Genomic DNA, 22521 nt, shown 5'->3' on the forward strand with positions numbered 1-22521 from the left:
AACTATTTGTTTTCTTGTATTAATTGGAAGAATTGATTTTCTAAACTTTCTTTTCTTTGTACTAAATGAGATAATATAACTCCTTTTTCGAATAAGATTTTATTTAATTCTGCTGAAGAAATTTCTTGATTCAATTTAGCTTCGATGTGTTTGTTTTTCTCTGTTATAGATGAGAAATACGGTAATTGATTCAATGCATTAATCAATAATTGTTGATTTTCAGCTTGTAATTCGAATAATCCAAAACTGTTATTCAAATTATCAATTTCTCCTGCATAAAGCATTTTTCCTTGCTTTAAAACAACAACGTGCGAACATACTTTTTGCACTTCGTCTAATAGGTGAGATGCTAAAATAATCGTCGTTCCCATTTCAGCAATTTTCTGAATCAATTCACGAATCTGAATAATTCCTTGCGGATCTAAACCATTTGTAGGTTCATCTAAAATCAAGACTTCAGGATCGTTTAACAATGCTCCAGCGATAGCTAAACGCTGTTTCATACCTAAAGAATATTGTTCAAATTTATTATTCTTACGAGCTATTAATCCAACTAATTCTAATTTTTCATCAATCTTTGCGTAAGGTACTTCTTTGATGTCAGCTACAATTTGAAGATTTTTTTCGGCAGTTAAATACGGATAGAATTTTGGACTTTCGATAATCGCACCAATTTTCTTTAACGAATTGTTATCTGGCGCTTGTCCAAACCACTTCCAACTTCCGTTTGTTGGGTTTAATACATTCAAGATCATTCCTAAAGTAGTAGATTTTCCACTTCCATTAGGACCTAATAATCCATAAACATTTCCTTTTTCTACCGAAAAACTTACATCATTTACGGCTGTAAACGCACCGAATTTTTTAGTAAGATTGTTAATTTCAAGTACTTTTTGCATAATAGATTCAGATTCTTTATCAATTTAGTAGATGTTTTCTTTAATTTGTTACACCATTAATCCTACATAATTATGACAAATAAATTATATAGCCTATTTATTTTACTTTTTACTATTATTTCAGTGTCCGCTCAAGATTTAAAAGCCTTTCAATTTTACAATCAAAAAGGAAAAGGTGTAACTTTTGATAAAATGGTGAAGGATTTACAAAATTATAATGTCGTTTTGTTTGGAGAACATCATAACAATTCTACAAATCATTGGTTACAATTGAAGTTGACTGAAGCATTGTTTAAAGCGAAAGGAAATCAATTAGTTCTTGGTGCTGAAATGTTTGAACGTGATAATCAGCAAGGTTTAAATGATTATTTATCTGGTAAAATTCAGGATAAGGATTTAAAAGATAACGTAAGACTGTGGAATAATTTCACGACTGATTATAAACCTTTGTTAGACTTTGCGAAAGCCAATCAACTACAGTTTATTGCTACAAATGTTCCACGTAGATATGCTTCAATAGTTTCTAAAAATGGTGTAGAAGCATTGAATGATTTACCAAATAACGAAAAGGTTTGGATTGCAAAATTGCCTTATGTTATAGATTATAATGCGCCAGGTTATCCAGAAATGTTACAAATGATGGGAGATCACGCAGGAAGTAAAGCAAAACAATTTGTAGCAGCGCAAGCAATCAAAGATGTTACGATGGCAGAGTCTATTTTATCTAATTTAAAATCTAATCAATTGTTTCTGCATTATAATGGAGACTATCACTCAAAACAATTCGGCGGAATTTATTGGTATTTAAAACATCATCAACCAAAACTAAAAGTTGCGGTTATACAGATTTTAGAATCAAAAAATATTACGTTAAATCTTGAAATACCTCAAGATGAAAATTTCATTTTAACTGATTTTACGCTAGTTTTACCAGAAGATACTATAAAAACATACTAAAAATTAAACACTATACGATATGAATAGAAGATCTTTCTTACAAAATGCATCTATTGCTACATTCGGTGCATTAATTCTACCTCAATCTTTATTCGCTTTTGATGCTTCATCAAAAAAAGTTAGAGTTGGTTTAATCGCTGTCGGAATGAGAGGATTGGTTCATTTAGACGAATTACTAAAACGTGAGGATGTAGAAGTTGTCGCAATTGCCGAACCAGATCAAAGAATGATTGAACGTGCGAACAAGATTTTTGCAAAACATAATAAAAAACCAGTTCAATATTATAGTAATGGAGATTATGATTATCGTAATTTGTTAAAGTTAAAAAATATTGATGCAGTAATTATTTCAACTCCATGGGAATGGCACGAAAAACAAGCAATTGAAGCTATGAAAGCAGGTAAAATTGTAGGTTTAGAAGTTTGTGGTGCGATGACAGTTGATGAATGTTGGAATTATGTAAAAACCTATGAGGAAACAAAAGTTCCAATTTTTATGATGGAAAATGTTTGTTATCGCCGTGATATAATGGCTGTTTTTAATATGGCTCGTAAAGGTAAATTTGGTGAAATTGTTCATGGGCAAGGAGGTTATCAGCATGATTTACGTAATGTTTTATTTAATGACGGAAAACAACCTTATGGTGGTGGAGTAGAATTTGGTGAAAAAGGTTTTTCTGAAGCGGCTTGGCGTACGAATCATTATGTAAAACGAAATGCTGAATTGTATCCAACGCATGGCTTAGGACCTGTTGCTACAATGATGGATGTTAATCGTGGAAACAGAATTACACATCTTACGTCTATGGCTTCTAAACAAGCTGGTTTAACGGATTATATTGTGAAACAAGCAGGTAAAGATCATCCAAATGCAAAAGTAAATTTTAAACAAGGTGATATCGTTCAGACAATTTTAAAATGTGAAAATGGAGAAACAATTCTATTAACACACGATACATCTTTACAACGTCCGTATAACCTTGGTTTTAGAGTACAAGGAACAAACGGAATTTGGCAAGATATAGGTTCAGGTGGTTTCAATCAAGGGTTTTTATACTTTGAAGATGAAATGCAAAAGAACCATAAATGGACCAATTCGGAAGATTATTTAAAAACATACGATCATCCGCTTTGGCAAAAAAATGAGGAGAAAGCTGTAGGAGCAGGGCACGGAGGAATGGATTATTTCTTAATCAATGATTTTATTGAATGTATTAAAAATAACCGCGAATTTCCGTTTGATGTATATGATTTAGCTACTTGGTATGCAGTAACACCTTTAAGCGAAAAATCGATTGCAGAAAATGGTTCCTCACAAGAAATGCCTGATTTTACAAAAGGAAAATATAAAACAAGAAAACCAATTTTTGGATTTGAAAACAACATCTAATCAACTTTCATTAGTAATTCTAGCTGGCGGAATGGGAAGTCGATACAAAGGCCAGAAACAAATTGATCCTATCGGTCCTAATGGCGAAAGTTTAATGGAATATTCTATTTACGACGCAATGGCTGTAGGGATTATGCATTTCGTTTTTGTTATTAATCAACAATTTGAAAACGAAACACGTAAATATTTTCAAAAAATAATTGAAGCAAAAGGAGGTAGCTCTGAATTTGTTTTGCAAACGACGTATACTTCAGTACCAAGAAATTATTTTGATAATATTATAAATCGTAAAAAACCTTGGGGAACTGCTCATGCATTATTAGTGGCAAAAAATCACTTATTAAATAATTTTATAGTGGTTAATGCAGATGATTTTTATGGTAAGAATTCTTTTTTAAAAGCTGTTTCTTTACATAGTGAAGATAAAATTGCTGCAAATCAATACGGGATAGTGGCGTATTTATTAGAAAATACGTTGAGTGAAAATGGTAGTGTATCACGAGGGATTTGTAAAATAGAAAAAGGGATTTTACATGACGTTATAGAACATACAAATATTTTTAGATACGAAGACAAAATCATTTTTGAAGATGAATTGATTTCAGGTGTAATTGATAATAATGCACCAGTTTCTATGAATTTTTGGATTTTAAATCCTTCAATTTTCAGATTTATTGAAGATAAATTTGAATTATTTATGAAATCGCATTCGAATGATTTAAAATCAGAATTCTTTTTACCACAAGTGATTAATGAACTAATTCATGATAATAAAGTTGAGGTTTCTGCTTCAATTTCAAGTGATCAATGGTTCGGTATGACTTATCCCGGAGATAAAGATGTAGTAAAAGAAGAAATTTACGCTAAAATTCAACACGGATTTTATCCTAGAAGTTTGTGGTACTAATGGAAAATGTTTTAGCAAATTATTTCGAAAGACCAGATGATGTTATCGTTACTCCAATTAATCAAGGATATATAAATTCAACATATAAACTAACAATTGGCGTTAATAATTACATTTTACAAAAGATAAATACTTCGATTTTTAAACAACCAGAAATTATTATTTCAAATATGTTGTCGGTTGCAAATCATTTAAAATCGAAAAATTATTCAAAAGCAATCATTGAAGTTATTCCGAATAAAAATAGAAATTACTTAACATTTCTGAATGGTGAAACGTGGCGAATGACATCTTTTGTACCAAATTCAGTATGTTACGACAAAGTACTTTCAAAAGAACAAGCTTTTGCTGCAGCAAGTGCAATTAGTGAGTTTCATAAAGAATTGAATGATTTATCAATCAATCGAATTTCAGAAAGTATTGAAGGTTTTTTAGATTATAAAAAACGTGTAAAAGATTTTGAAAAAGTTTTAAGTAAAGGGAATAAAGTTAGAATTGATCTAGCAAAAGATGAAATTGATTTTATCAATAAACATTTGCACTTAATAAATCAGTATTTATCAATAGACTTTCCAAAAAGAGTGGTTCATGCCGATGCTAAGATTAGTAACTTTTTATTTGATTCTGAAAACGAAACCAATGTAGCTGCACTTATAGATTGGGACACAATGGTTCCAGGAAATATATTGTGCGATTTTGGAGATATGATTCGTACTTATTCAAATCTAAAAGTAGAAGATGATCCAAATCCAGTTAATAATTTTTCATTAGAGAATTATCAAGCAGTAAAAGAAGGTTTTATGTCTGAATTGAAAGATATTTTAACTGAGGAAGAATTAAAAGCCATAGATTTAACTGCTTTTGTGGTTGTGTTAATTCAGGTAATTCGTTTTCTGACAGATTTTATAAATGACGATATTTATTATCATACAGAAAGAGAAAATCAGAATTTAGACCGAACTATTAATCAAATTAATCTTTTAAAATCGATTCAAAATCATATATGTATAAATTAAGTTACATCAAATTTGAAGAAGAGGATTTCGATATCTATCATAAAATTGTGAATTCAGATATCGTTATGAAATATATTACGGGTTTAGCTTCAACTTTAGAGCGAAGTGAAGCTCGTTTTAAATCAATTATGGAAGCGAATGTTTCACATCAATTGGGAGGATATTTTAAAGTTTATGATCGTAGCCAAATTATTGGTTTAGCAAAACTTGAAAATTATTCGAAAGAAGATGATACAATAGAAGTTGGATATATTTTGATGGAAGATTTTTGGGGTTTAGGCTATGGAACAACTATTTGTCAAGATTTAGTTTTATTTGCTCGTCAAAATGAATTGGCCAAATTTATTATCGGAATTATTGATCCTGATAATATTGCGTCTAAAAAGATCCTTATGAATGCAGGCTTAGAAAGTTTTTTTATTGGTGAAGAAAACAATCTTCCTACCGAAAAATTAAGATTAAAATTATAATTTCGTAGTTATGAAAGTAAAAGATTTTACATCTGCATTAGAAGAAATAGCTCCGCTTAATTACGCGGAAGGATTTGATAATGTAGGTTTGTTAGTCGGTGATTATAATGATGAGGTTACAAAAGTTTTAGTTTGTTTAGATACAACTCCAGAAGTTGTTGATGAAGCAATTAAAGAAGGTGCGAACTTAATTATTAGTTTTCATCCGATTGTTTTTTCTGGTTTAAAGAAACTGAACGGAAAAACTTACGTAGAACGTGCAGTTATTAAAGCAATTAAATACGGAATTAATATATACGCAACGCATACTGCGTTAGATAATTCTTTTGATGGTGTAAATAGAGGTATTGTTAATCAATTAGGGTTAATAAATGCTAAAGTCTTAATACCTAAAAATGATATCTTAAAGCAATTGGTAACTTATGTTCCGACAGAAGCTGCTGAAAAATTAAAATTAGCATTATACGAAGCTGGAGCAGGAAAAATAGGAAATTATGATTCTTGCGGTTTTTTAGTAGAAGGTAAAGGAAATTTTAGACCTTTAGAAGGTGCTAATCCAACAATAGGGAAAGTTGGAGATTTAGAAGAAGTTGCTGAAACTAGAATTGAAATTATTGTTCCGCAACATTGCGAAGGAAAAATTTTGAATGCATTATTTGCTAATCATCCATACGAAGAAGTTGCGTATAGTCTAATTAATCTGGTGAATAAAAATCAATACATTGGATTAGGTATGATTGGAGAATTAGAAACAGAAATGGACGAAAAATCTTTTATTACATATTTAAAAGATAAAATGAATACGCCAATAGTTCGCCATTCTCGTTTATTAGATAAACCAATCAAGAAAATTGCAGTACTTGGTGGGTCTGGAGCTTTCGCAATAAAGAATGCTTTAGCGGCAGGTGCAGATGCTTATATCACATCTGATTTAAAATATCATGAATTTTTCTCGGCTGAGGATCAGATAGTTTTGATGGATGTTGGACATTATGAGTCAGAACAATTTACAATTAATTTAATTTCTTCGTATCTTAAAGAAAAATTTAGTAATTTTGTCATCTTTAATTCTGGAATTATTACCAATCCTGTTAATTATAGTTAACTATGTCTGAAACAAAAAATATTAAGGAAATGAGTGTAGAAGAAAAACTACGCGCATTATTTGATTTACAATTAATTGACTCACGTTTAGATGAAATCAGAAACACAAGAGGTGAATTACCTTTAGAAGTTGAAGATTTAAAAGATGACGTGATTCAAATGGAAACGAGAATTCAAAAAGTCGTTGAGGAAGCTAAAGGTTTGGAAGAAGAAATTAAATTAAAGAAAGAAGCAATCAAAAATGCTGAAGCTTTAATTAAAAAATATACTAAGCAACAAGACAACGTACGTAACAATCGTGAGTACGATGCCTTAGCTAAAGAGGTTGAGTACCAAGGATTAGAAATTGAATTATCTGAAAAAAGAATTCGTGAGTTCACTATTAAAATTGAACAAAAGAATCACCAAATCAGTGAATCAGAAACTAAATTAGCTGAAAAAAGAGAGCATTTAGCTCACAAACAGGCTGAATTAGAAACTATCGTTAAGGATACTGAGAAAGAAGAGAATTTATTAATTAAATTATCTACTGAGTATTCTGAAAAAATTGAAGCTCGTTTAATTCAAGCTTACAACAGAATCCGTGGTTCTGTTAAAAATGGTTTAGCTGTTGTACCAGTAGAGCGTGGAGCATCTGCAGGTTCATTCTTTACTATTCCACCACAACGTCAAATGGATATCGCTCAACGTAAAAAAATTATTACTGACGAACATTCAGGACGTATTTTAGTTGACTTAGAATTAGCTGAAGAAGAAAGAGCAAAAATGGAATTAATTATCAAAGGATAATATTTCTTTTTGAATCTAAAATATAAAAAAAACGTGATCAAATTATTGATCACGTTTTTTTTATGTTCTTTATAAATTGGATAGATTACTTATAAGTAAAAACAAAAAAAGAAGAAGCTTTAGGCTTCTTCTTGTTTTTTACGATTCTTAGGGAATTTTCTGTAATCCTTAATGTTGTGTTTGTAATCTTTCTTCGTTGGACGAGTGATAATTCTTAAAGAAGTATCGTCTGTAAAGAATGATTGCATCCAGTTCATAAAAATAAATAACTTGTTACGAACGCTTAAGATTAACATTAAGTGTAAGAACATCCAAGTAAACCAAGCTAAACGTCCTTGGAATGAGAATTGAGGTAAATCTACTACAGCTCTGAATTTTCCTACAGTAGCCATAGATCCTGGATCGGCATATTCAAAATCTACCCAGTTCTTTTCTTCAGTTCCATGTCCTAAGGCAATAAAGTTTTTAGCTAAATTTAAACCTTGGTTAATTGCTACATTTGCTAATTGTGGGTGCCCGTGTGGGTACTTAGGAGTCTCCATGTAAGAGATGTCTCCAATAGCAAAAATATTATCAGTTCCAACAACTTTGTTGTGTCTGTTTACAGTAATACGATTTCCTCTTTGGATAGATTCTTTTTCAATACCATCTAAAACGTTACCTGTAACTCCAGCTCCCCAGATTACAGTTTTAGTTTTGATGTTACGTCCATCAGCTAAAGAAATCACTTTACCATCGTAACCAGTTACACGTCCTTCTGTCCATACTTGTACACCTAAATCCTCTAAATATTGACGAGATTTTTGGTGAGATGCAGAAGACATTGGTCCTAATAAATTTGGTCCACCTTCAATTAAGATGATGTTTAATCCTGAAAAATCAAAATCAGGATAGTCTTTTGGAAGAATTTTCGTTTTCATCTCCGCAATTGCACCTGAAAGCTCAACTCCTGTTGGTCCTCCACCTACAACTACAATGTTCATGATCTCTTCTAATTCTTCTGGTGTTGCAGAATAAGCACTCTCAAAGTTTGTGATTAATCTATTCTTAAGCGTAATTGCTTCGTCTGTAGATTTCATTGGGAAAGCTAATTCCTCGATCTGTTTGTTACCAAAGAAATTTGTGGTACATCCATTGGCTAAAACAAGGTAATCGTAAGAGAAATCTCCGATTGTTGTTTCAATTTCGTTTTTATCTTTATTAATTCCTGTTACATCAGCTAAACGAACTTGAACATTGTTACTTCCTTGAAATACTTTACGTAATGGGAAAGAAATGTTACTAGGTTCAATTCTTGCAGTGGCAACCTGATAAAATAAAGGTTGAAATTGATGAAAGTTATAACGGTCTATAAGTGTAATAGAAAAGTTTGGGTTGTTCTTTAATTTTCTCGCTAATCTAAGGCCTGCAAATCCAGCACCTACGATGACAATTTTTTTCTTTTCCAAAATTCACTTTTTTGTAAAATTACGAAGTTTATCAAGTATAATGCAACAAATTAGGTGTTTTTTTATAAATATTTTAATTCACTTTTACTACCTCTTTGATTGATAATAAGTTGTAGAAAGCCTTATTTTCCTGTTTTTTTGATAAATTATTATTTCTATTTTAGTTTCATAAATAATTTAAATATGTCATTACTTTTTGAACCTATTGAAATCAATGAAAGCTTGATTTTAAAGAATAGAATTATTATGTCTCCGATGTGTCAATACTCGGCTATAGATGGTTTTCCAAACAGTTGGCATTATACGCATTATGTAACTCGTGCGATAGGCGGGGTTGGTGCAATTATAGTAGAAGCAACAGCGGTTAGCCCCGAAGGAAGAATTTCTTATGGAGATTTAGGAATTTGGAACGACGACCAGATGGATGCTTATTGTGATATTGTAGAGGAAATAAAAAAATATAATACTGCACCAGGAATACAGTTAGCGCATGCTGGTCGTAAAGCAAGTTGCGGAAAACCTTGGATTAATTATCATCAAATTAAACCAAATGAAGTTCATGGTTGGCAAACAGTTTCATCTTCTGAACTTCCATTTTATGAAGATGATGTTCCACCAAGTGTATTAACACAAGATGGAATTGATAAAGTCGTAAATGATTTTAGGAAAGCAGCTAAAAGAGCAATCAATGCTGGGTTCCAAATTTTAGAAATACATGCTGCACATGGTTACTTAATTCATCAATTCTTTTCACCATTAATTAACAATAGAACAGATGAATACGGTGGTTCTTTTGAAAATAGAATTCGTTTAGTCTTAGAAATTGTTGATGCGATAAAATCTGAAATGAAAACTGAATCATTATGGATTAGAATTTCAGCGACAGATTGGGCAGAAGGTGGTTGGAATCTTGAAGATTCAAAAAAATTAGCTTTAATACTTCAAGAAAAAGGAGTAGACGTAATTGATGTTTCAACAGGAGCTGCTGTAGCTCACCAACAAATTAAAGTAGAGAAACAATATCAAGTTCCTTTCGCAAAGGCAATAAAAGAAAAGACTACGATGTTGGTTGGAGCAGTTGGTTTGATAGAAACTGGTACTGAAGCGGAAAATATTTTACAAGAAGAAAAAGCGGATTTAATCTTTATCGGACGCGAATTATTACGAAATCCTTATTTTCCAATGTTTGCATCTCAAGAGATTGGTGCAGATGTAAAATGGCCAAATCAGTACGAAAGATCAAAACCAAAAAAGTAATGTTAGCATTAAACGATATTCATCATATAGCTATTATATGTTCAGATTATCATAAATCGAAAGAGTTTTATACTGAAATATTAGGTTTTACGATTATTCAAGAAGTTTATCGTGAAGCAAGGGATTCTTATAAATTAGATTTAGCTTTGCAGAATAAATATTGTATAGAATTATTTTCTTTTCCAAATACGCCAGAAAGAGTTTCACGTCCTGAAGCAAGAGGTTTGAGACATTTAGCTTTTTCGGTTTATAATTTAGTAGAAAATGTACAATTCTTACAATCTAAAAATATTGTGGTAGAACCAATTCGTGTAGACGAATATACGGGGAAAAGGTTTACTTTTTTTGAAGATCCAGACGGTTTACCACTCGAGCTGTACGAATTATAAGAGGAATGATACAAAAGAGTTTAGTTGCATTAGCATTAGGAGGATTAGCCATTGGGATGACAGAGTTCACGATGATGGGAGTGTTGGAAGATTTTGCAAAAGATTTGAATATTACCATACCAGAAGCAGGAAATTTTATTTCGATGTATGCTTTGGGAGTTATGGTTGGAGCGCCAACTTTAATTATGGCAACAAGTAAATATGCGCCAAAAAAAGTATTAATGTTCTTTATGTTACTTTTTGCAATTTTTAATGCTCTTTTTGTTATCGCACCAAGTTATTATACATTATTAGCTGCAAGATTTTTATCTGGTTTACCTCACGGAGCATTTTTCGGAGTAGGATCAGTTGTGGCAAGTCAATTGGCAACTAAAGGTAAAGAAGCACAAGCCATTGCTTTTATGTTTATGGGATTAACGGTTGCTAATTTAGTCGGTGTACCATTAGGTACATGGTTAGGGCAAGCAATGTCTTGGCGTTATACTTTTGCGCTAATTGCTGCTTTAGGAATTGTTACAATTTTGGCTGTACAATTTTGGGTTCCGAATATTAAGAATTCAAACAAGGGAAGTTTATTCGAACAATTATCTTTCTTTAAAAAATGGCAAGCATGGGTATTAATCGCAATGATTTCGATAGGAACAGCTGGCCTTTTTGCATGGATTAGTTACATTTCTCCTTTAGTAACAGAAGTTGCCAAAATGAGTAAAGAAACAGTCCCTGTTATTATGATTTTGATTGGATTAGGGATGTTTGTAGGTAATTTTATAGGAGGAAAAGTAGCAGATACATTGTCTCCGAATAAAGCAACTATAATTTCATTTTCAGCCATGGCAATTTGTTTAGTTGTAGTTTATTTTACTTCGGAAATTAAGATTATGGCTTACATCATGTCATTTATTACAGGATTAATTGCATTTACAATTGGTTCTCCAATTCAGATGATGTTGATTAATAACGGAAAAGGATCTGAAACTTTAGCAGCAGCAGCAGGACAAGCAAGTTTTAATGTAGGTAATGCTTTAGGAGCTTATTTTGGTGGAATTCCTATTGCAATGGGATTAGGATATAATTCTCAATTATGGGTTGGTGTTGTGATGGCAGCTTTAGGAGCTTTGATTGCATTAATATTCTTAAACTTAAGCGCAAAGAAGCTAAAATATTAAATTAAATCATCTTTAAAATATAGAAGTTGTGTCTTATGGCACAACTTTTTTCGTTTATATTTGTCTTACTTTCATTCAGATTATTACCATGTACAAAGCACTTATAATAGACGACGAATACTACGCTCAAGAAGGATTAAAAAAATTGATTGCTCATACAGCTCCAAACTTATTTTCGAATATATATGTAGCTGAATCAGTGAATCAAGGAGTAGAATTGATAAGAGAATTTAAACCAGATTTAGTTTTTTTAGATATTCATATGCCAAATGAATATGGTTTTAAGTTATTTGATTATTTTGATGACATTAATTTCGAAGTCATTTTTACAACTGCTCATTCTAATTATGTTTTAGAAGCTGTTAATCAGTGGGGATGTTTAGGATATTTAATGAAACCGATATCAATCAGCGATTTAGAATATGTTTTACAGCGTTTTAAACAAGTTTACACGCAGAAAAATCTTGCTAATACTGTTGATTTAGATGCTTCAAATCAAGATGATATTGATGAATTAAATGAGATAAAAACAACATTAAATCAAGAGAATGGTATCTTACTTTTTTCGTCTGTAAATGAATTATCTTTTATCAAAATTGATGATATTATTTATTGTAAAGCGGCAGATAATTATTGTGAAATTTATACATCTACAAAATCATTCACGATTTCAAAACCATTAAAAGAAATTGAAAAATCAATCTGTAGAAATTCTTTTATTCGTGTGCATCGTTCATTTTTAGTGAATTTAGAATATGCAGTTCGATTAGATAAACGCAACAATACACTTATTGTACAAAATTCAAATTCAGATAATGAAAGTGAAATTTTAATTCCTGTCACAGCTTCAGGTTTAAAGATATTAATGAATGCTGTTTCGTAAATTATTCATATTATTTTTTTTATTATCAACGATAATATCTAAATCTCAATATATTGTATCCGAGAAACATACGCATGCAAATAGCTTAGATTCTAATGAGATTTTAGAAATGTTTATGGATTCTCGTCAATTTTTGTGGGTAACTACAAAATACGGAATTTATATTAAAGATATGGGACGATTTAAATTGTCTAGTAGATTTAAGGAAATAAAATTTAATAATGTATATGATATTTTCGAGGATAAGAATAATGATCTTTGGTTTGCCAGTTATGGTAGAGGTGTAGCATATTTTGACGGAAGTAAAATTATTCAATATACAGAAAAAGAAGGTTTAGTTTCAGATTTAGTATCAAATATTACTTCTCATAAAGATAACATATATGTAGGTGGAAATAATGGAATTTCTGTAATAAATCCATCAAATAAATCCATTCAAAAAATATACCCAACGAGTAATGATAAAAAGCAATTTGAAGTTGTTGCTTTTATTAAAATTGATAACAAATTATTTGCTTGTACTAAGTTTCATGGTGTTTTTGAAATCAAAGATAACCGCCTCGTTTTAGCCTATTATCCTGGCGAAATTCAAAGCTCTTATACTTATGGTAATAACATTATTTTTTCTAATAAGATTGGAATTAAGATTTTAAGTAATCAAGATTTTTTCAATAGAAAATATCAGGATTATACGACTCATTTTCCTATTATTTGGGATTATGACCTAATATCTAAAGATAAATATTGGATGGTAACACATGATGAAACTTCATCCTCTGGTAGTATTCTTGAATTTGATGGAACCAATCTAAAAAACATCAATAAATCTTTAGAATTAGGTTCTATAGTTCCAAATCGTATTGTATATGATAAATATAATGACATTGCTTATGTATCTACCATAGACCAAGGATTAATGCGTTTTGTCTTAAATACTCCTTACAAATATTATCCAACAGATAATGCCATTATAGAATGTATTGAAGAAGCTTTTGGAAAAGATTATATTTTATCTTCAAATGGTTTATATGTAAATAAATCTGAAAAAACAGAATTACTTACAAGTAAAGCTCAGTTCTGGAATTTTTATGAAAAGAATAAAGAAAATAAACAGAACTTAATAATTAACGATCTTAATTTTTTTGAAATTAATTCGCAAATTAAAGAAGAGTATTTAAAGTTCTATAAGCTAGAAGTTCACGAAAATCATCTTTGGATTAATTCAAACATAGGTTTATTTAAACTAAATAATAAAGGACAAATAATTAATTATTATCCAATCCATACACAATACTTTACTTTTATAAATAATCAATTAATAGAGGCTAATCCAAACGGTGGTGTAAAGATTTTTACTGATTTAGATCAATTAATATATAAAAATTATTCAGATACAATAACAACCACACCAACTTTTGTTGTTTCAATCACTAAAAATTCAAAAGCTGTATTTTTTGGTTCAGCAATTAATGGACTTTTTAAGTATGAAAACGGAAAATTCATTTCTTATCTTTTTAATGGTCAGTTTTTAGAGAAAAAGATAAAAACTATAAAGGCAATTGGAGAGGATAAAATTGCTGTTGCAACAGAATTTGGAGACATTTTTTTATTCAAAATAATTCAAAATCGTTTACAATTAATTCGAAAAATTTCTGGTAAATCAATTGATTCTGTTAACATCAATTTTATTGAGGAAATGGACGGGAAACTGTTAATTGGTTCGTTTTCTAATATTGTTATAGTCGATGGATACAAATATTACTATATAGATAAAGCCCAGAGTGTTAATTATAAATCTTTATCTGCATCAGCCGTAAACAAAGGGAATTTATTTGTTGGTACAGACAAAGGATACTATTTAATAGATGTAAACGGTGTTGTAAATATAAAATCTACTGCACCAAAAGTTTTAATAACGAAGTTACAGATTAATGATACAAAACTAAGTAGGGATCATTATAAGTGGTATGATTTGATTGATAAAAATTTAAGATTAGAGCATCATCAAAATAATATTTATATTGATTTTACTATCATTAATCCAAAATATTCAACAAAATATAAATATCGTTTTAGATTAAATAAAGGAGAGGAGTGGAGTGAGTATTTTTCGGATGAAGTATTACATTTTAACTCGCTAAAATCTGGTACATATAACATAGAATTAGAAATTACAAATCTAAATGGAGGAGATGTATCGGTTATTTCTTTAATTAAGATTAAAATTGATCCTCCATTTTACCAAAATCCTTATTTCATAGGAAGTTTAATATTGGTTTTACTTTTATTGTTTTTTAAATATTATAAGAATAAAATTCGTCGTTTAAATGAAATTAATCAATTAAAAATTAAGAATATTCAAGAAGTTAAAGACGAAGAAAATAAACGTATTACATTAGAAAAGAAGATGTCTGAGGTTAGATTAATGGCTTTACAAGGTCAAATGAATCCACATTTTATTTTTAATATTCTAAATTCAATCCAATATTATATCATTGATAATGATGTGAATAACGCGTTGGAAACCTTAAATCAATTTGCCCGATTGATTCGTAAAATGCTTGAATTATCAAGTAAAAATGAAATTGCATTAAAAGAAGAAATTGAATTTTTAACATTATACGTAAAAATTGAAAATTTTAGATACAAACATAAAGTTGAATTTTCAATTAATATAGATCCAGCAATTGATATTCAAAAAACCAACATACCTCCAATGTTATTACAACCTTTAGTAGAAAATTGTTTTGTGCATGCTTTTAACCCAACAGTTTCTACTAATAAGATTAATATTCATGTCAAAAAATCTGATGAATTATTAATAATAATCATTGCTGATAATGGTAAAGGAATTGAACAAAGTTCTAAAAAAGAAAAATTTTACGAGTCAAAAGGTTTAGGAATTATAAGAGAAAGATTACAGCTTTTCAATAATTCAGAAGAAGAATTCTTAAAATTTGAATCAAATTCAGAGGGTACAAAAGCGATTTTAGCCTTAAAATTGTCTTTTTAATAGTTATTGCGAATAAATTCACCCATGTTTTATTATAATTCACCTACTTGAAAAGCTGTTTAACGAAAAGTGTATTAAAACATTTTTATCCAATTATAATCTGTTTTACTTTTGACTTAACGATTTAGAAAAACAACCGTTCTTTTTACTAACCATATAAGGAACTACTATGAAAGATTTATTATTTTTCAATTAACTTACTATCGTGACTCAATTAGTTACAAAACAACAAAATTAAAGCTAGGATAAATTTCTTAGCTTTTTTTTTGTTTTAATATTATTATTTTAATTAACTTTGAATTTCAAAGCACTTTTTTATGAGCCAAAATCCATTAGATAGCTTAAACGAAATTAAATCAATGATGCAACGAACTACGAAATTCACAAGTATAAGTGGATGGAGTGGAATTTGGGTCGGAACAGTTGGTTTAATTGCCGCAGCAATTGCATATTTTATTATTTTAGAAAGTAAGTTGAATTTGTATTCGTTACAACCAGATAATAGAAGAGATTTATTGTTAGTTGTCTTGGCTTTAATTACTTTATTAATAGCTTGTTTGGGAGGATTTTATTTTATGATTAAAAAATCTAAAAACGATCAAGTTAAATTCATTAATCCAACTACGAAAAGAATTTTAAAACGATTCATTTTTGTTTTAGTAATTGGTGGTTTTTTGTGTTTGGCTTTGTATAAACACCTTAGTTTTGTGTACATAGCACCTGCAACTTTATTGTTTTATGGTATGGCCTTATTAAATGTAGAACGAGATACAGTTGTAGAAATTAAATATCTGGCGTATACAGAGATTTTTTTAGGATTATTAGCTTTTTTATTTATTGCCAATGGATTAGCTTTTTGGAGCTTAGGATTTGGTTTAGTTCATATTATTTTTGGTGTGTGGATGGTGCGTAAATACGATTACAAAGTTTAAATTTGCAACATGAATTTTGATTTAAATAAATTAAATAAAGTCTTTGATAATCGTATTCGTGTCGGAATTATGAGTGCTTTGGTAATGAATGATGAAATTTCGTTTAAAGATCTGAAAGAGTATTTGGATTTGACCGACGGAAACTTAGCATCTCACCTAAAAAACTTGGAAGAAAACGAATATATAACCGTTCATAAAGGATTTATTGGTCGTAAAACCAATACAACTTATGCTATAACAAATCTTGGAAAATTAGCTTTTCAAGAGCATTTAGCATATTTAGAAAAATTAATCAAAAAAATGAAATAGAATATTTTTTTGTATTTAAACTTTGAATTTCAAAGTGCTTTTAAAAAATTTAAAACATTCATAACTTATGGAAAATCAATTCGAAGAAGAAATTCAACAGGAAGTTGAATCTTCAAAATCTACAATGACAAAAGGTTTAATCATTTTAGGATTAACATTATTAATGCTAATTCCGATTCCTTTTATTTTAAACTTGATCATAGAAAGGCAAGAATCACAAGAAAAAGTAATCAAAGAGATATCGAATAAATGGAGTGGAAGTCAGGTTGTTTACGGTCCATTTATTCAAATAAAGCATAATGTAATTGGTAAAGATCAAAAAGGAAATCAAACCATTTCACAAGAAATATCTTATGTATCTGCCAATGAAAATTGGATTAATGCAGAGGTAAATAATACGATCAAAAGACGAAATTTATATGATGTTGTAGTTTATGATTCGAAGTTAAATTTAAAGTCAAGTTTTCCATCATACGCTAAAATTCTGATTGAATCTGGAATAAAAAGTGAAAATGTACTTGATGCTAAATTAGTTTTTGCAATTAAAGATTCGAAAGGATTTAATAATAAAGTTATAGCAAAATCAGGAAATTTATCTTATCCTTTAAGTTTTGATGATAAGATTAACTTTAAATCTGGCGAAGTTGTAGTTGTAAATAATGAATATGAAGTTGAATTGCCAGAAAGTAGATCTGTTGATTTAAACTTTTTAAGCAGATCGATTGATCCTAAAACTTTCGATTTTAATTCTGTTGGTATTGATGTCGAAATAAAAGGATCTAATAGTCTAAAGTTTTTACCATCGGCTTTACAAACGAATGTAAAACTATCGTCGAATTGGAAAGATTTAAAATTTGATGGTTATGTGTTACCTTCAGATTCGTTGGTAACTACAAATAACAAAACTTCAGCACAATGGAAAGTGTATCAGCAAAATCCGCTGAATGGCCAGTTTTGGAAGAATAATGTAGATTTTGAAGGTTACACTTTTGGAGTTGATTTTTTACAAATGAACGATCATTACGATAAAACATATCGTTCTACAAAGTATGCGATTTTGTTTATTGGGTTAACTTTTGTGGCGTTTTTCTTTATCGAAAATAGAAACAATTTAAATATTCATATTGTACAATATGCGTTAGTTGGTTTTGCAATTTGCATCAATTTTGTCTTATTACTTTCAATATCAGAATATTTAGGATTTGATTATGCTTATTTTATTTCAGCATTTGCAACATTAATTTTAATCACACTTTTCATCAACAGTTTCCTTAAATCTTGGAAGTTTACGATTCGCATTACAATGATATTATTTTTGCTTTACGCATTTATTTATAGTGTTTTACAACTAAAAGAACACGCATTATTAGTAGGAAGTTTAGGTTTGTTTATTATTCTTGCAATTATCATGTATTATTCTAAAAATATAGAATGGAATTCAAAAAGTTAACCCTTTCTGAAGGTTTATTTGCAGTCATCGTTATAAGTTTTATACTTGTAGCGATGACATTTTCTTCGGCTTATTATAATGATAATTATAAAATTTCATTCGAATTTCAAATCTACAGTTTAAGCGCATTTTTATTGGCATTTACTATTATGTTAATGATAATCATGGTTTATTTTAAAATTAACTCTTTTAAAGAATTAGCTATAGTTGTCAATTCTAAATCAGCTTTAGATGTATTAATTCTGGTGAATTGTAATATACTGTTTTTTGTTTTAGCCTTTTTATTTGATAATTATATGCATCTTAAAAATTGGTCTGAAAGTTTAGAATTTATTGGATTATTACTTTTAGTTACTTTTTTGATAGGAAATTTTGTAGCTGTTTTTTCGGTTGCGTTTATCAATTTTGAAAGTCCAAAATTTTTCTCAATTGGGAGTATAAATTTGCAAAATGCATTCGGATTTTTATATTATATATTCTGGATTTTTCTGTTTTTTATTTTGTCTTTCATCTTAGTTTACGAAGGATATCCTTTAATCAGTCTTTCGATGTTAATTTTTGCTTTAATAAAGGTTAATTTATTGTCACATTGTTCCTATTAAATTAAAGTTAATTGAATTCTTGAAATTTAATTTAAGGATAATATTATGTTTTTTATTAAATACTGACAAAAACGTAAAAAAATAAGATTCTTACACAACTTTTTACCTTTATGTTTAGTTATAGATTGAAATATTTATATTTTGCGCCCGCATTACAACGAAAAAATATTATCCAAAGAAGAATAAAGGATGGAGAAAAAAAAATTAAGTAATATCTTAACACTAGGATTTGCACTATTTGCAATGTTTTTTGGTGCCGGAAACTTGTTATTACCACCATTAATTGGTGTTCAAGTTGGCTCAAATTTTTTAATGGCAATGATTGCATTTGGATTAACAGGTATTTTATTGCCTTTTACAGGTATTTTATCTGTTATACAATCAGGAGATAGTTTTAATGATTTAGGTAACAGAGTCAATAAAAATATAGCTGTTATTTTAGGTACAATTATCATGATTTGTATTGGACCATTAATTGCAATTCCGAGAACTGCTGCAACAACTTTTGAAGTAGGTTTAAAACCATTTTTTCCTGAACTAAATCCTTTTTGGGGATCGTTAGCTTTTTTTGTTGTTACTTTAGTTTTAGCAATTCGTCCATCAAAAGTGGTAGATGTTATTGGTAATTATTTAACTCCAGTTTTATTAATTCTATTAGCTTTTTTAATCTTAGTTGGAATTGTAAATCCAGTTGAAGCTTTAGAAACTTCTAAATTCACGATGATGGAATCTTTTTCATTAGGATTTATTGAAGGTTATCAAACGTTAGATGTATTGGCTTCTGTAATTTTTGCCGGAATTATTATTTCTGCTGCTAAAGCCAAAGGTTATAACGATACTAAAAGTAAAACAGAGGTAACAATTATTTCTGGTGCATTATCTGCAATCTGTTTATTGTTTGTATATGGTGGTTTAATCTATTTAGGTGCAACATCAGGAATTACCGATACAGCAATTAAAAGATCAGATTTATTAATCCAAATATCGACTAATTTATTAGGTCATTATGGATTATTAGCAATTGGTTTATGTATGGCGTTTGCATGTTTAACGACGGCAATTTCTTTAACTTCTGCAGTTGGTTCATTCTTCAGCGAGTTATTTAATAAAAAAGTTGGTTATACAGCTGTTGTAATCGCTTGTACCGTTATTTCTTTTGGGTTATCAATAAAAGGAGTAGATGAGATAATTAATTTCGCGTATCCGCCGTTAGCGTTCATTTATCCAATTGTAATTACATTAGTATTATACATTGTTTTATTCGGAAAAACGATTAAAGATAAGGCACCATATATTGGGGCTATAATTGCTTCAACAATCATTGGTACATTAGGATTATTTAAATTATTAGGATTATTTAGTGAATCAACTATCAAAACATTAAATCATATCCCATTTTTTGAGTATGATTTAGGATGGATTGTTCCGTCAATTATTGGTTTTGGTTTAGGATTCTTACTGAAGAAGAAATAAAACAAAGACTCTAATAATAACTGAAATTAAATATTATTTGATTGAAACTATTAATATAGGTTGAAAATTCGAATGTTTGCTTTTTAACAATTAACACTAAATAGTAAATTGTAAAATTAGATATAATGTTTTGAAAATCAAATACTTAATTTAGAGTATTAAAAAAAGGGTTGAAAATAAAGTTTCAACCCTTTTTTAATAAACCAACCTAAAAATACTATGAATTCAATAAAGTCTGTATTAATATATACATCTGAACGAATTATTGTAAGGCAAATTTACAATTGATTTATAATGAATAGAATAAATTCCTAATGAATTTATTTATATAGGTAAAGAAAAATTTTATAATCCTTTATTTATCAGTGTTATAAAAAGATTATTTATAAAATTCTGTAATTTTTTCTCTTAGCGTATTTGCTTTAATTGTTTCGTCAGTTGCTTCTAATGCATCTGCATATTCAACTAAAAACTTTTTAATTTCATCATCTTCAGCATTCGAAAAATTCTCTAAATATTGATTAAAACCAATTGGTTCAATAATATTATCTACTGTCTCTACAACTTTCTTCATATCCTTCATTTTATAATATAAAGATGCAATTGTATGATTGATGTAAAAAGCGTTAATATTAGCTTGTTCTTGGTTTTCTTCTTCCTCGAAAAATGGATGATTTAAATAATCATTATAAGATGCAATTGCATTTTCGTACTCGTTTAAAGCTTCGTAACAACGACCAATAAAGAACTTGATCTCATGAAATTCGTTTGCATCTAATTTAGAAAAGAAAGTAATAGATTCTTTCGGATTAACGTAAAATTTGCGATAACCAATAATAAAATCCTCAACAAAATCAACATCAGTTTGCTCTAAACCAAACTCTAGAATTTTAGAAGATTGCTCTTCCGTTAACTGTCCAATAAAAGCTTCCCAATAGTTAACCAACGTATTAAAGTCATAAGATAAATCTTCTACAAAAATTTGAGCTGCAGTATGCAAAAAGTGATTTTGTAATTTATCAATAATATAATGATCTTCATCCGTTAATTCAGTTGGGTTGTATAACAACGTTTCAATTACTTCAGAAGCATTTTCTTCAGTATAATCATTTAATAAGTTTTTTAAAGCTGATGTTATATCAAATTCTGACATTGTCTAATGTTTTTAAAATGTGTTGCAAATATACGTTAAGTAAATTGAATAATATTTTTAACTAAAAGTTACTGATAATATGATTTTGCACGTTTTTATTAATATGAATATGTCAAAAATCAGTTTATAAAAGTTAAAATTTTAACACTTCGTTTTTAATATAGAACCATAATTAGAAGATTCAGTATTTCAGAATGTTATAAGGAATATAAGATACGTTCCTTAATTTTTTTCGTTTTTAAAGGTGGTTTAATGAATTTTATTAAAAATTATCTTAACATTATATTAATATCGGTCAATATATTTAAGTGGAATTTAGTCTGTAATTTTGCAGTAACATTTTAAAACTATTAAAGAGTTAAGATTTCTCCTCATCTGTTTTTAACAGTTCTGATTTACTTAACTCTTTTTTTGTGCCTTAAATAATCGTTTTCTAACTTTGTAAAAAATAAAATATGGGTGTTGCAGAATTATTATTAAAACGCAAACAAGAACTTATTGAAAAGAATAAAACTGAAGGATTAGCTTTTCGTGAAGAATTTGCAAAACAAGAAAATGTAATCACTTTGCCAAGTGGATTATTATATGAAGTAATTACAATGGGTGATGGTCCAAAACCTACAATGGCAGATAAAGTTTTATGTCATTATCATGGGACTAATATCAAAGGTGAAGTATTTGATAGTTCTGTTCGTCGTAAAGTTCCAGCTTCTTTTCCTTTAGAAAATGTTATAAAAGGTTGGGCTGAAGGTGTACTTTTAATGCCAGTTGGGAGCAAATTTAAATTAGTTGTTCCGCCAGAAATTGGATATAAAGATCGTGAGATTTCAAAAGAATTAGGCCCTTATTCAACTATGATTTTCGAAATTGAATTATTAGCTATATTATAATAGAAAAGCCAGAATGTTACATTC

General features: G+C 29.1%; 21 protein-coding genes. 18 read left to right on the plus strand and 3 right to left on the minus strand.

What is annotated here, in order from left to right; genetic code table 11:
- Nucleotides 1-2: 2 nt before the first annotated feature.
- On the minus strand, nucleotides 3-899 hold the full coding sequence (locus EAH69_RS07360; RefSeq protein ID WP_121934545.1) for an ABC transporter ATP-binding protein: 897 nt from the start codon (nucleotides 897-899) through the stop codon (nucleotides 3-5).
- Nucleotides 900-971: 72 nt separating this feature from the next.
- On the opposite strand from EAH69_RS07360, the gene EAH69_RS07365 reads away from it, so the two are divergent.
- The 7 genes from EAH69_RS07365 to EAH69_RS07395 are packed head-to-tail and all read left to right on the plus strand — an operon-like array spanning nucleotide 972 to nucleotide 7532.
- Nucleotides 972-1856: a ChaN family lipoprotein gene (locus EAH69_RS07365; protein ID WP_121934546.1), complete on the plus strand. Its 885-nt coding sequence runs from the start codon at nucleotides 972-974 to the stop codon at nucleotides 1854-1856.
- 19 nt (nucleotides 1857-1875) lie between these two features.
- Nucleotides 1876-3246, plus strand: a complete 1371-nt coding sequence (locus EAH69_RS07370) for a Gfo/Idh/MocA family protein (RefSeq protein ID WP_121934547.1) — start codon at nucleotides 1876-1878, stop codon at nucleotides 3244-3246.
- Complete coding sequence (locus EAH69_RS07375; RefSeq protein ID WP_230466740.1) at nucleotides 3230-4153, plus strand: nucleotidyltransferase family protein; 924 nt, start codon at nucleotides 3230-3232, stop codon at nucleotides 4151-4153. The genes EAH69_RS07370 and EAH69_RS07375 overlap by 17 nt, the downstream gene beginning before the upstream one ends.
- Nucleotides 4153-5169: a phosphotransferase enzyme family protein gene (locus tag EAH69_RS07380; protein ID WP_121934549.1), complete on the plus strand. Its 1017-nt coding sequence runs from the start codon at nucleotides 4153-4155 to the stop codon at nucleotides 5167-5169. Before EAH69_RS07375 ends, EAH69_RS07380 begins: the two co-directional genes overlap by 1 nt.
- The gene (locus EAH69_RS07385; protein WP_121934550.1) at nucleotides 5157-5639 is read left to right on the plus strand and encodes a GNAT family N-acetyltransferase; all 483 of its coding nucleotides are present in this window, start codon (nucleotides 5157-5159) and stop codon (nucleotides 5637-5639) included. Before EAH69_RS07380 ends, EAH69_RS07385 begins: the two co-directional genes overlap by 13 nt.
- Before the next feature lie 10 nt (nucleotides 5640-5649).
- Entirely contained in the window at nucleotides 5650-6744 is a 1095-nt protein-coding gene (locus tag EAH69_RS07390; protein ID WP_121934551.1) for a Nif3-like dinuclear metal center hexameric protein, read from the plus strand.
- A 2-nt stretch (nucleotides 6745-6746) separates the two neighbouring features.
- A complete protein-coding gene (locus EAH69_RS07395) occupies nucleotides 6747-7532 on the plus strand; it encodes a zinc ribbon domain-containing protein (protein ID WP_121934552.1) in 786 nt (261 codons plus the stop codon).
- Nucleotides 7533-7651: 119 nt separating this feature from the next.
- On the opposite strand, the gene EAH69_RS07400 is transcribed toward EAH69_RS07395, so the two are convergent.
- Entirely contained in the window at nucleotides 7652-8980 is a 1329-nt protein-coding gene (locus EAH69_RS07400; RefSeq protein WP_230466741.1) for an NAD(P)/FAD-dependent oxidoreductase, read from the minus strand.
- Between the two features lie 183 nt (nucleotides 8981-9163).
- Between EAH69_RS07400 and EAH69_RS07405 the strand changes: the two genes are divergently transcribed.
- The 10 genes from EAH69_RS07405 to brnQ all read left to right on the plus strand — a co-directional run bounded on the left by EAH69_RS07405 (nucleotide 9164) and on the right by brnQ (nucleotide 20454).
- Nucleotides 9164-10237 (plus strand): NADH:flavin oxidoreductase/NADH oxidase, encoded by a 1074-nt coding sequence (locus EAH69_RS07405; RefSeq protein WP_121934554.1) that lies wholly within the window; start codon nucleotides 9164-9166, stop codon nucleotides 10235-10237.
- Nucleotides 10237-10626, plus strand: coding sequence for an SMU1112c/YaeR family gloxylase I-like metalloprotein (gloA2, locus tag EAH69_RS07410; protein WP_121934619.1), 390 nt, complete (start codon nucleotides 10237-10239; stop codon nucleotides 10624-10626). Before EAH69_RS07405 ends, gloA2 begins: the two co-directional genes overlap by 1 nt.
- Nucleotides 10627-10634: 8 nt before the next feature.
- On the plus strand, nucleotides 10635-11792 hold the full coding sequence (locus EAH69_RS07415; protein WP_121934620.1) for an MFS transporter: 1158 nt from the start codon (nucleotides 10635-10637) through the stop codon (nucleotides 11790-11792).
- An 88-nt stretch (nucleotides 11793-11880) separates the two neighbouring features.
- Nucleotides 11881-12675 carry a LytR/AlgR family response regulator transcription factor gene (locus EAH69_RS07420; RefSeq protein WP_121934555.1) on the plus strand — a complete coding sequence of 265 codons (795 nt, stop codon included), beginning with the start codon at nucleotides 11881-11883 and terminating at the stop codon, nucleotides 12673-12675.
- A complete protein-coding gene (locus EAH69_RS07425; RefSeq protein WP_121934556.1) occupies nucleotides 12662-15688 on the plus strand; it encodes a sensor histidine kinase in 3027 nt (1008 codons plus the stop codon). Before EAH69_RS07420 ends, EAH69_RS07425 begins: the two co-directional genes overlap by 14 nt.
- A gap of 317 nt (nucleotides 15689-16005) precedes the next feature.
- Nucleotides 16006-16620, plus strand: coding sequence for a hypothetical protein (locus tag EAH69_RS07430; protein ID WP_121934557.1), 615 nt, complete (start codon nucleotides 16006-16008; stop codon nucleotides 16618-16620).
- A 9-nt stretch (nucleotides 16621-16629) separates the two neighbouring features.
- The gene (locus tag EAH69_RS07435) at nucleotides 16630-16929 is read left to right on the plus strand and encodes a winged helix-turn-helix domain-containing protein (RefSeq protein ID WP_121934558.1); all 300 of its coding nucleotides are present in this window, start codon (nucleotides 16630-16632) and stop codon (nucleotides 16927-16929) included.
- Nucleotides 16930-16996: 67 nt separating this feature from the next.
- A complete protein-coding gene (creD, locus tag EAH69_RS07440) occupies nucleotides 16997-18379 on the plus strand; it encodes a cell envelope integrity protein CreD (RefSeq protein WP_121934559.1) in 1383 nt (460 codons plus the stop codon).
- A complete protein-coding gene (locus EAH69_RS07445; protein ID WP_121934560.1) occupies nucleotides 18361-18981 on the plus strand; it encodes a hypothetical protein in 621 nt (206 codons plus the stop codon). The genes creD and EAH69_RS07445 overlap by 19 nt, the downstream gene beginning before the upstream one ends.
- Before the next feature lie 189 nt (nucleotides 18982-19170).
- Nucleotides 19171-20454: a branched-chain amino acid transport system II carrier protein gene (gene brnQ, locus EAH69_RS07450; RefSeq protein WP_121934561.1), complete on the plus strand. Its 1284-nt coding sequence runs from the start codon at nucleotides 19171-19173 to the stop codon at nucleotides 20452-20454.
- A 379-nt stretch (nucleotides 20455-20833) separates the two neighbouring features.
- Here brnQ and EAH69_RS07455 read toward each other — a convergent pair whose 3' ends face one another.
- Entirely contained in the window at nucleotides 20834-21607 is a 774-nt protein-coding gene (locus EAH69_RS07455) for a hypothetical protein (RefSeq protein WP_121934562.1), read from the minus strand.
- Nucleotides 21608-22062: 455 nt separating this feature from the next.
- Between EAH69_RS07455 and EAH69_RS07460 the strand changes: the two genes are divergently transcribed.
- Nucleotides 22063-22497: an FKBP-type peptidyl-prolyl cis-trans isomerase gene (locus EAH69_RS07460; protein ID WP_121934563.1), complete on the plus strand. Its 435-nt coding sequence runs from the start codon at nucleotides 22063-22065 to the stop codon at nucleotides 22495-22497.
- Nucleotides 22498-22521 lie beyond the last annotated feature (24 nt).

It is taken from the genome of Faecalibacter macacae, assembly GCF_003687725.1.
GTDB lineage: Bacteria > Bacteroidota > Bacteroidia > Flavobacteriales > Weeksellaceae > Empedobacter > Empedobacter macacae.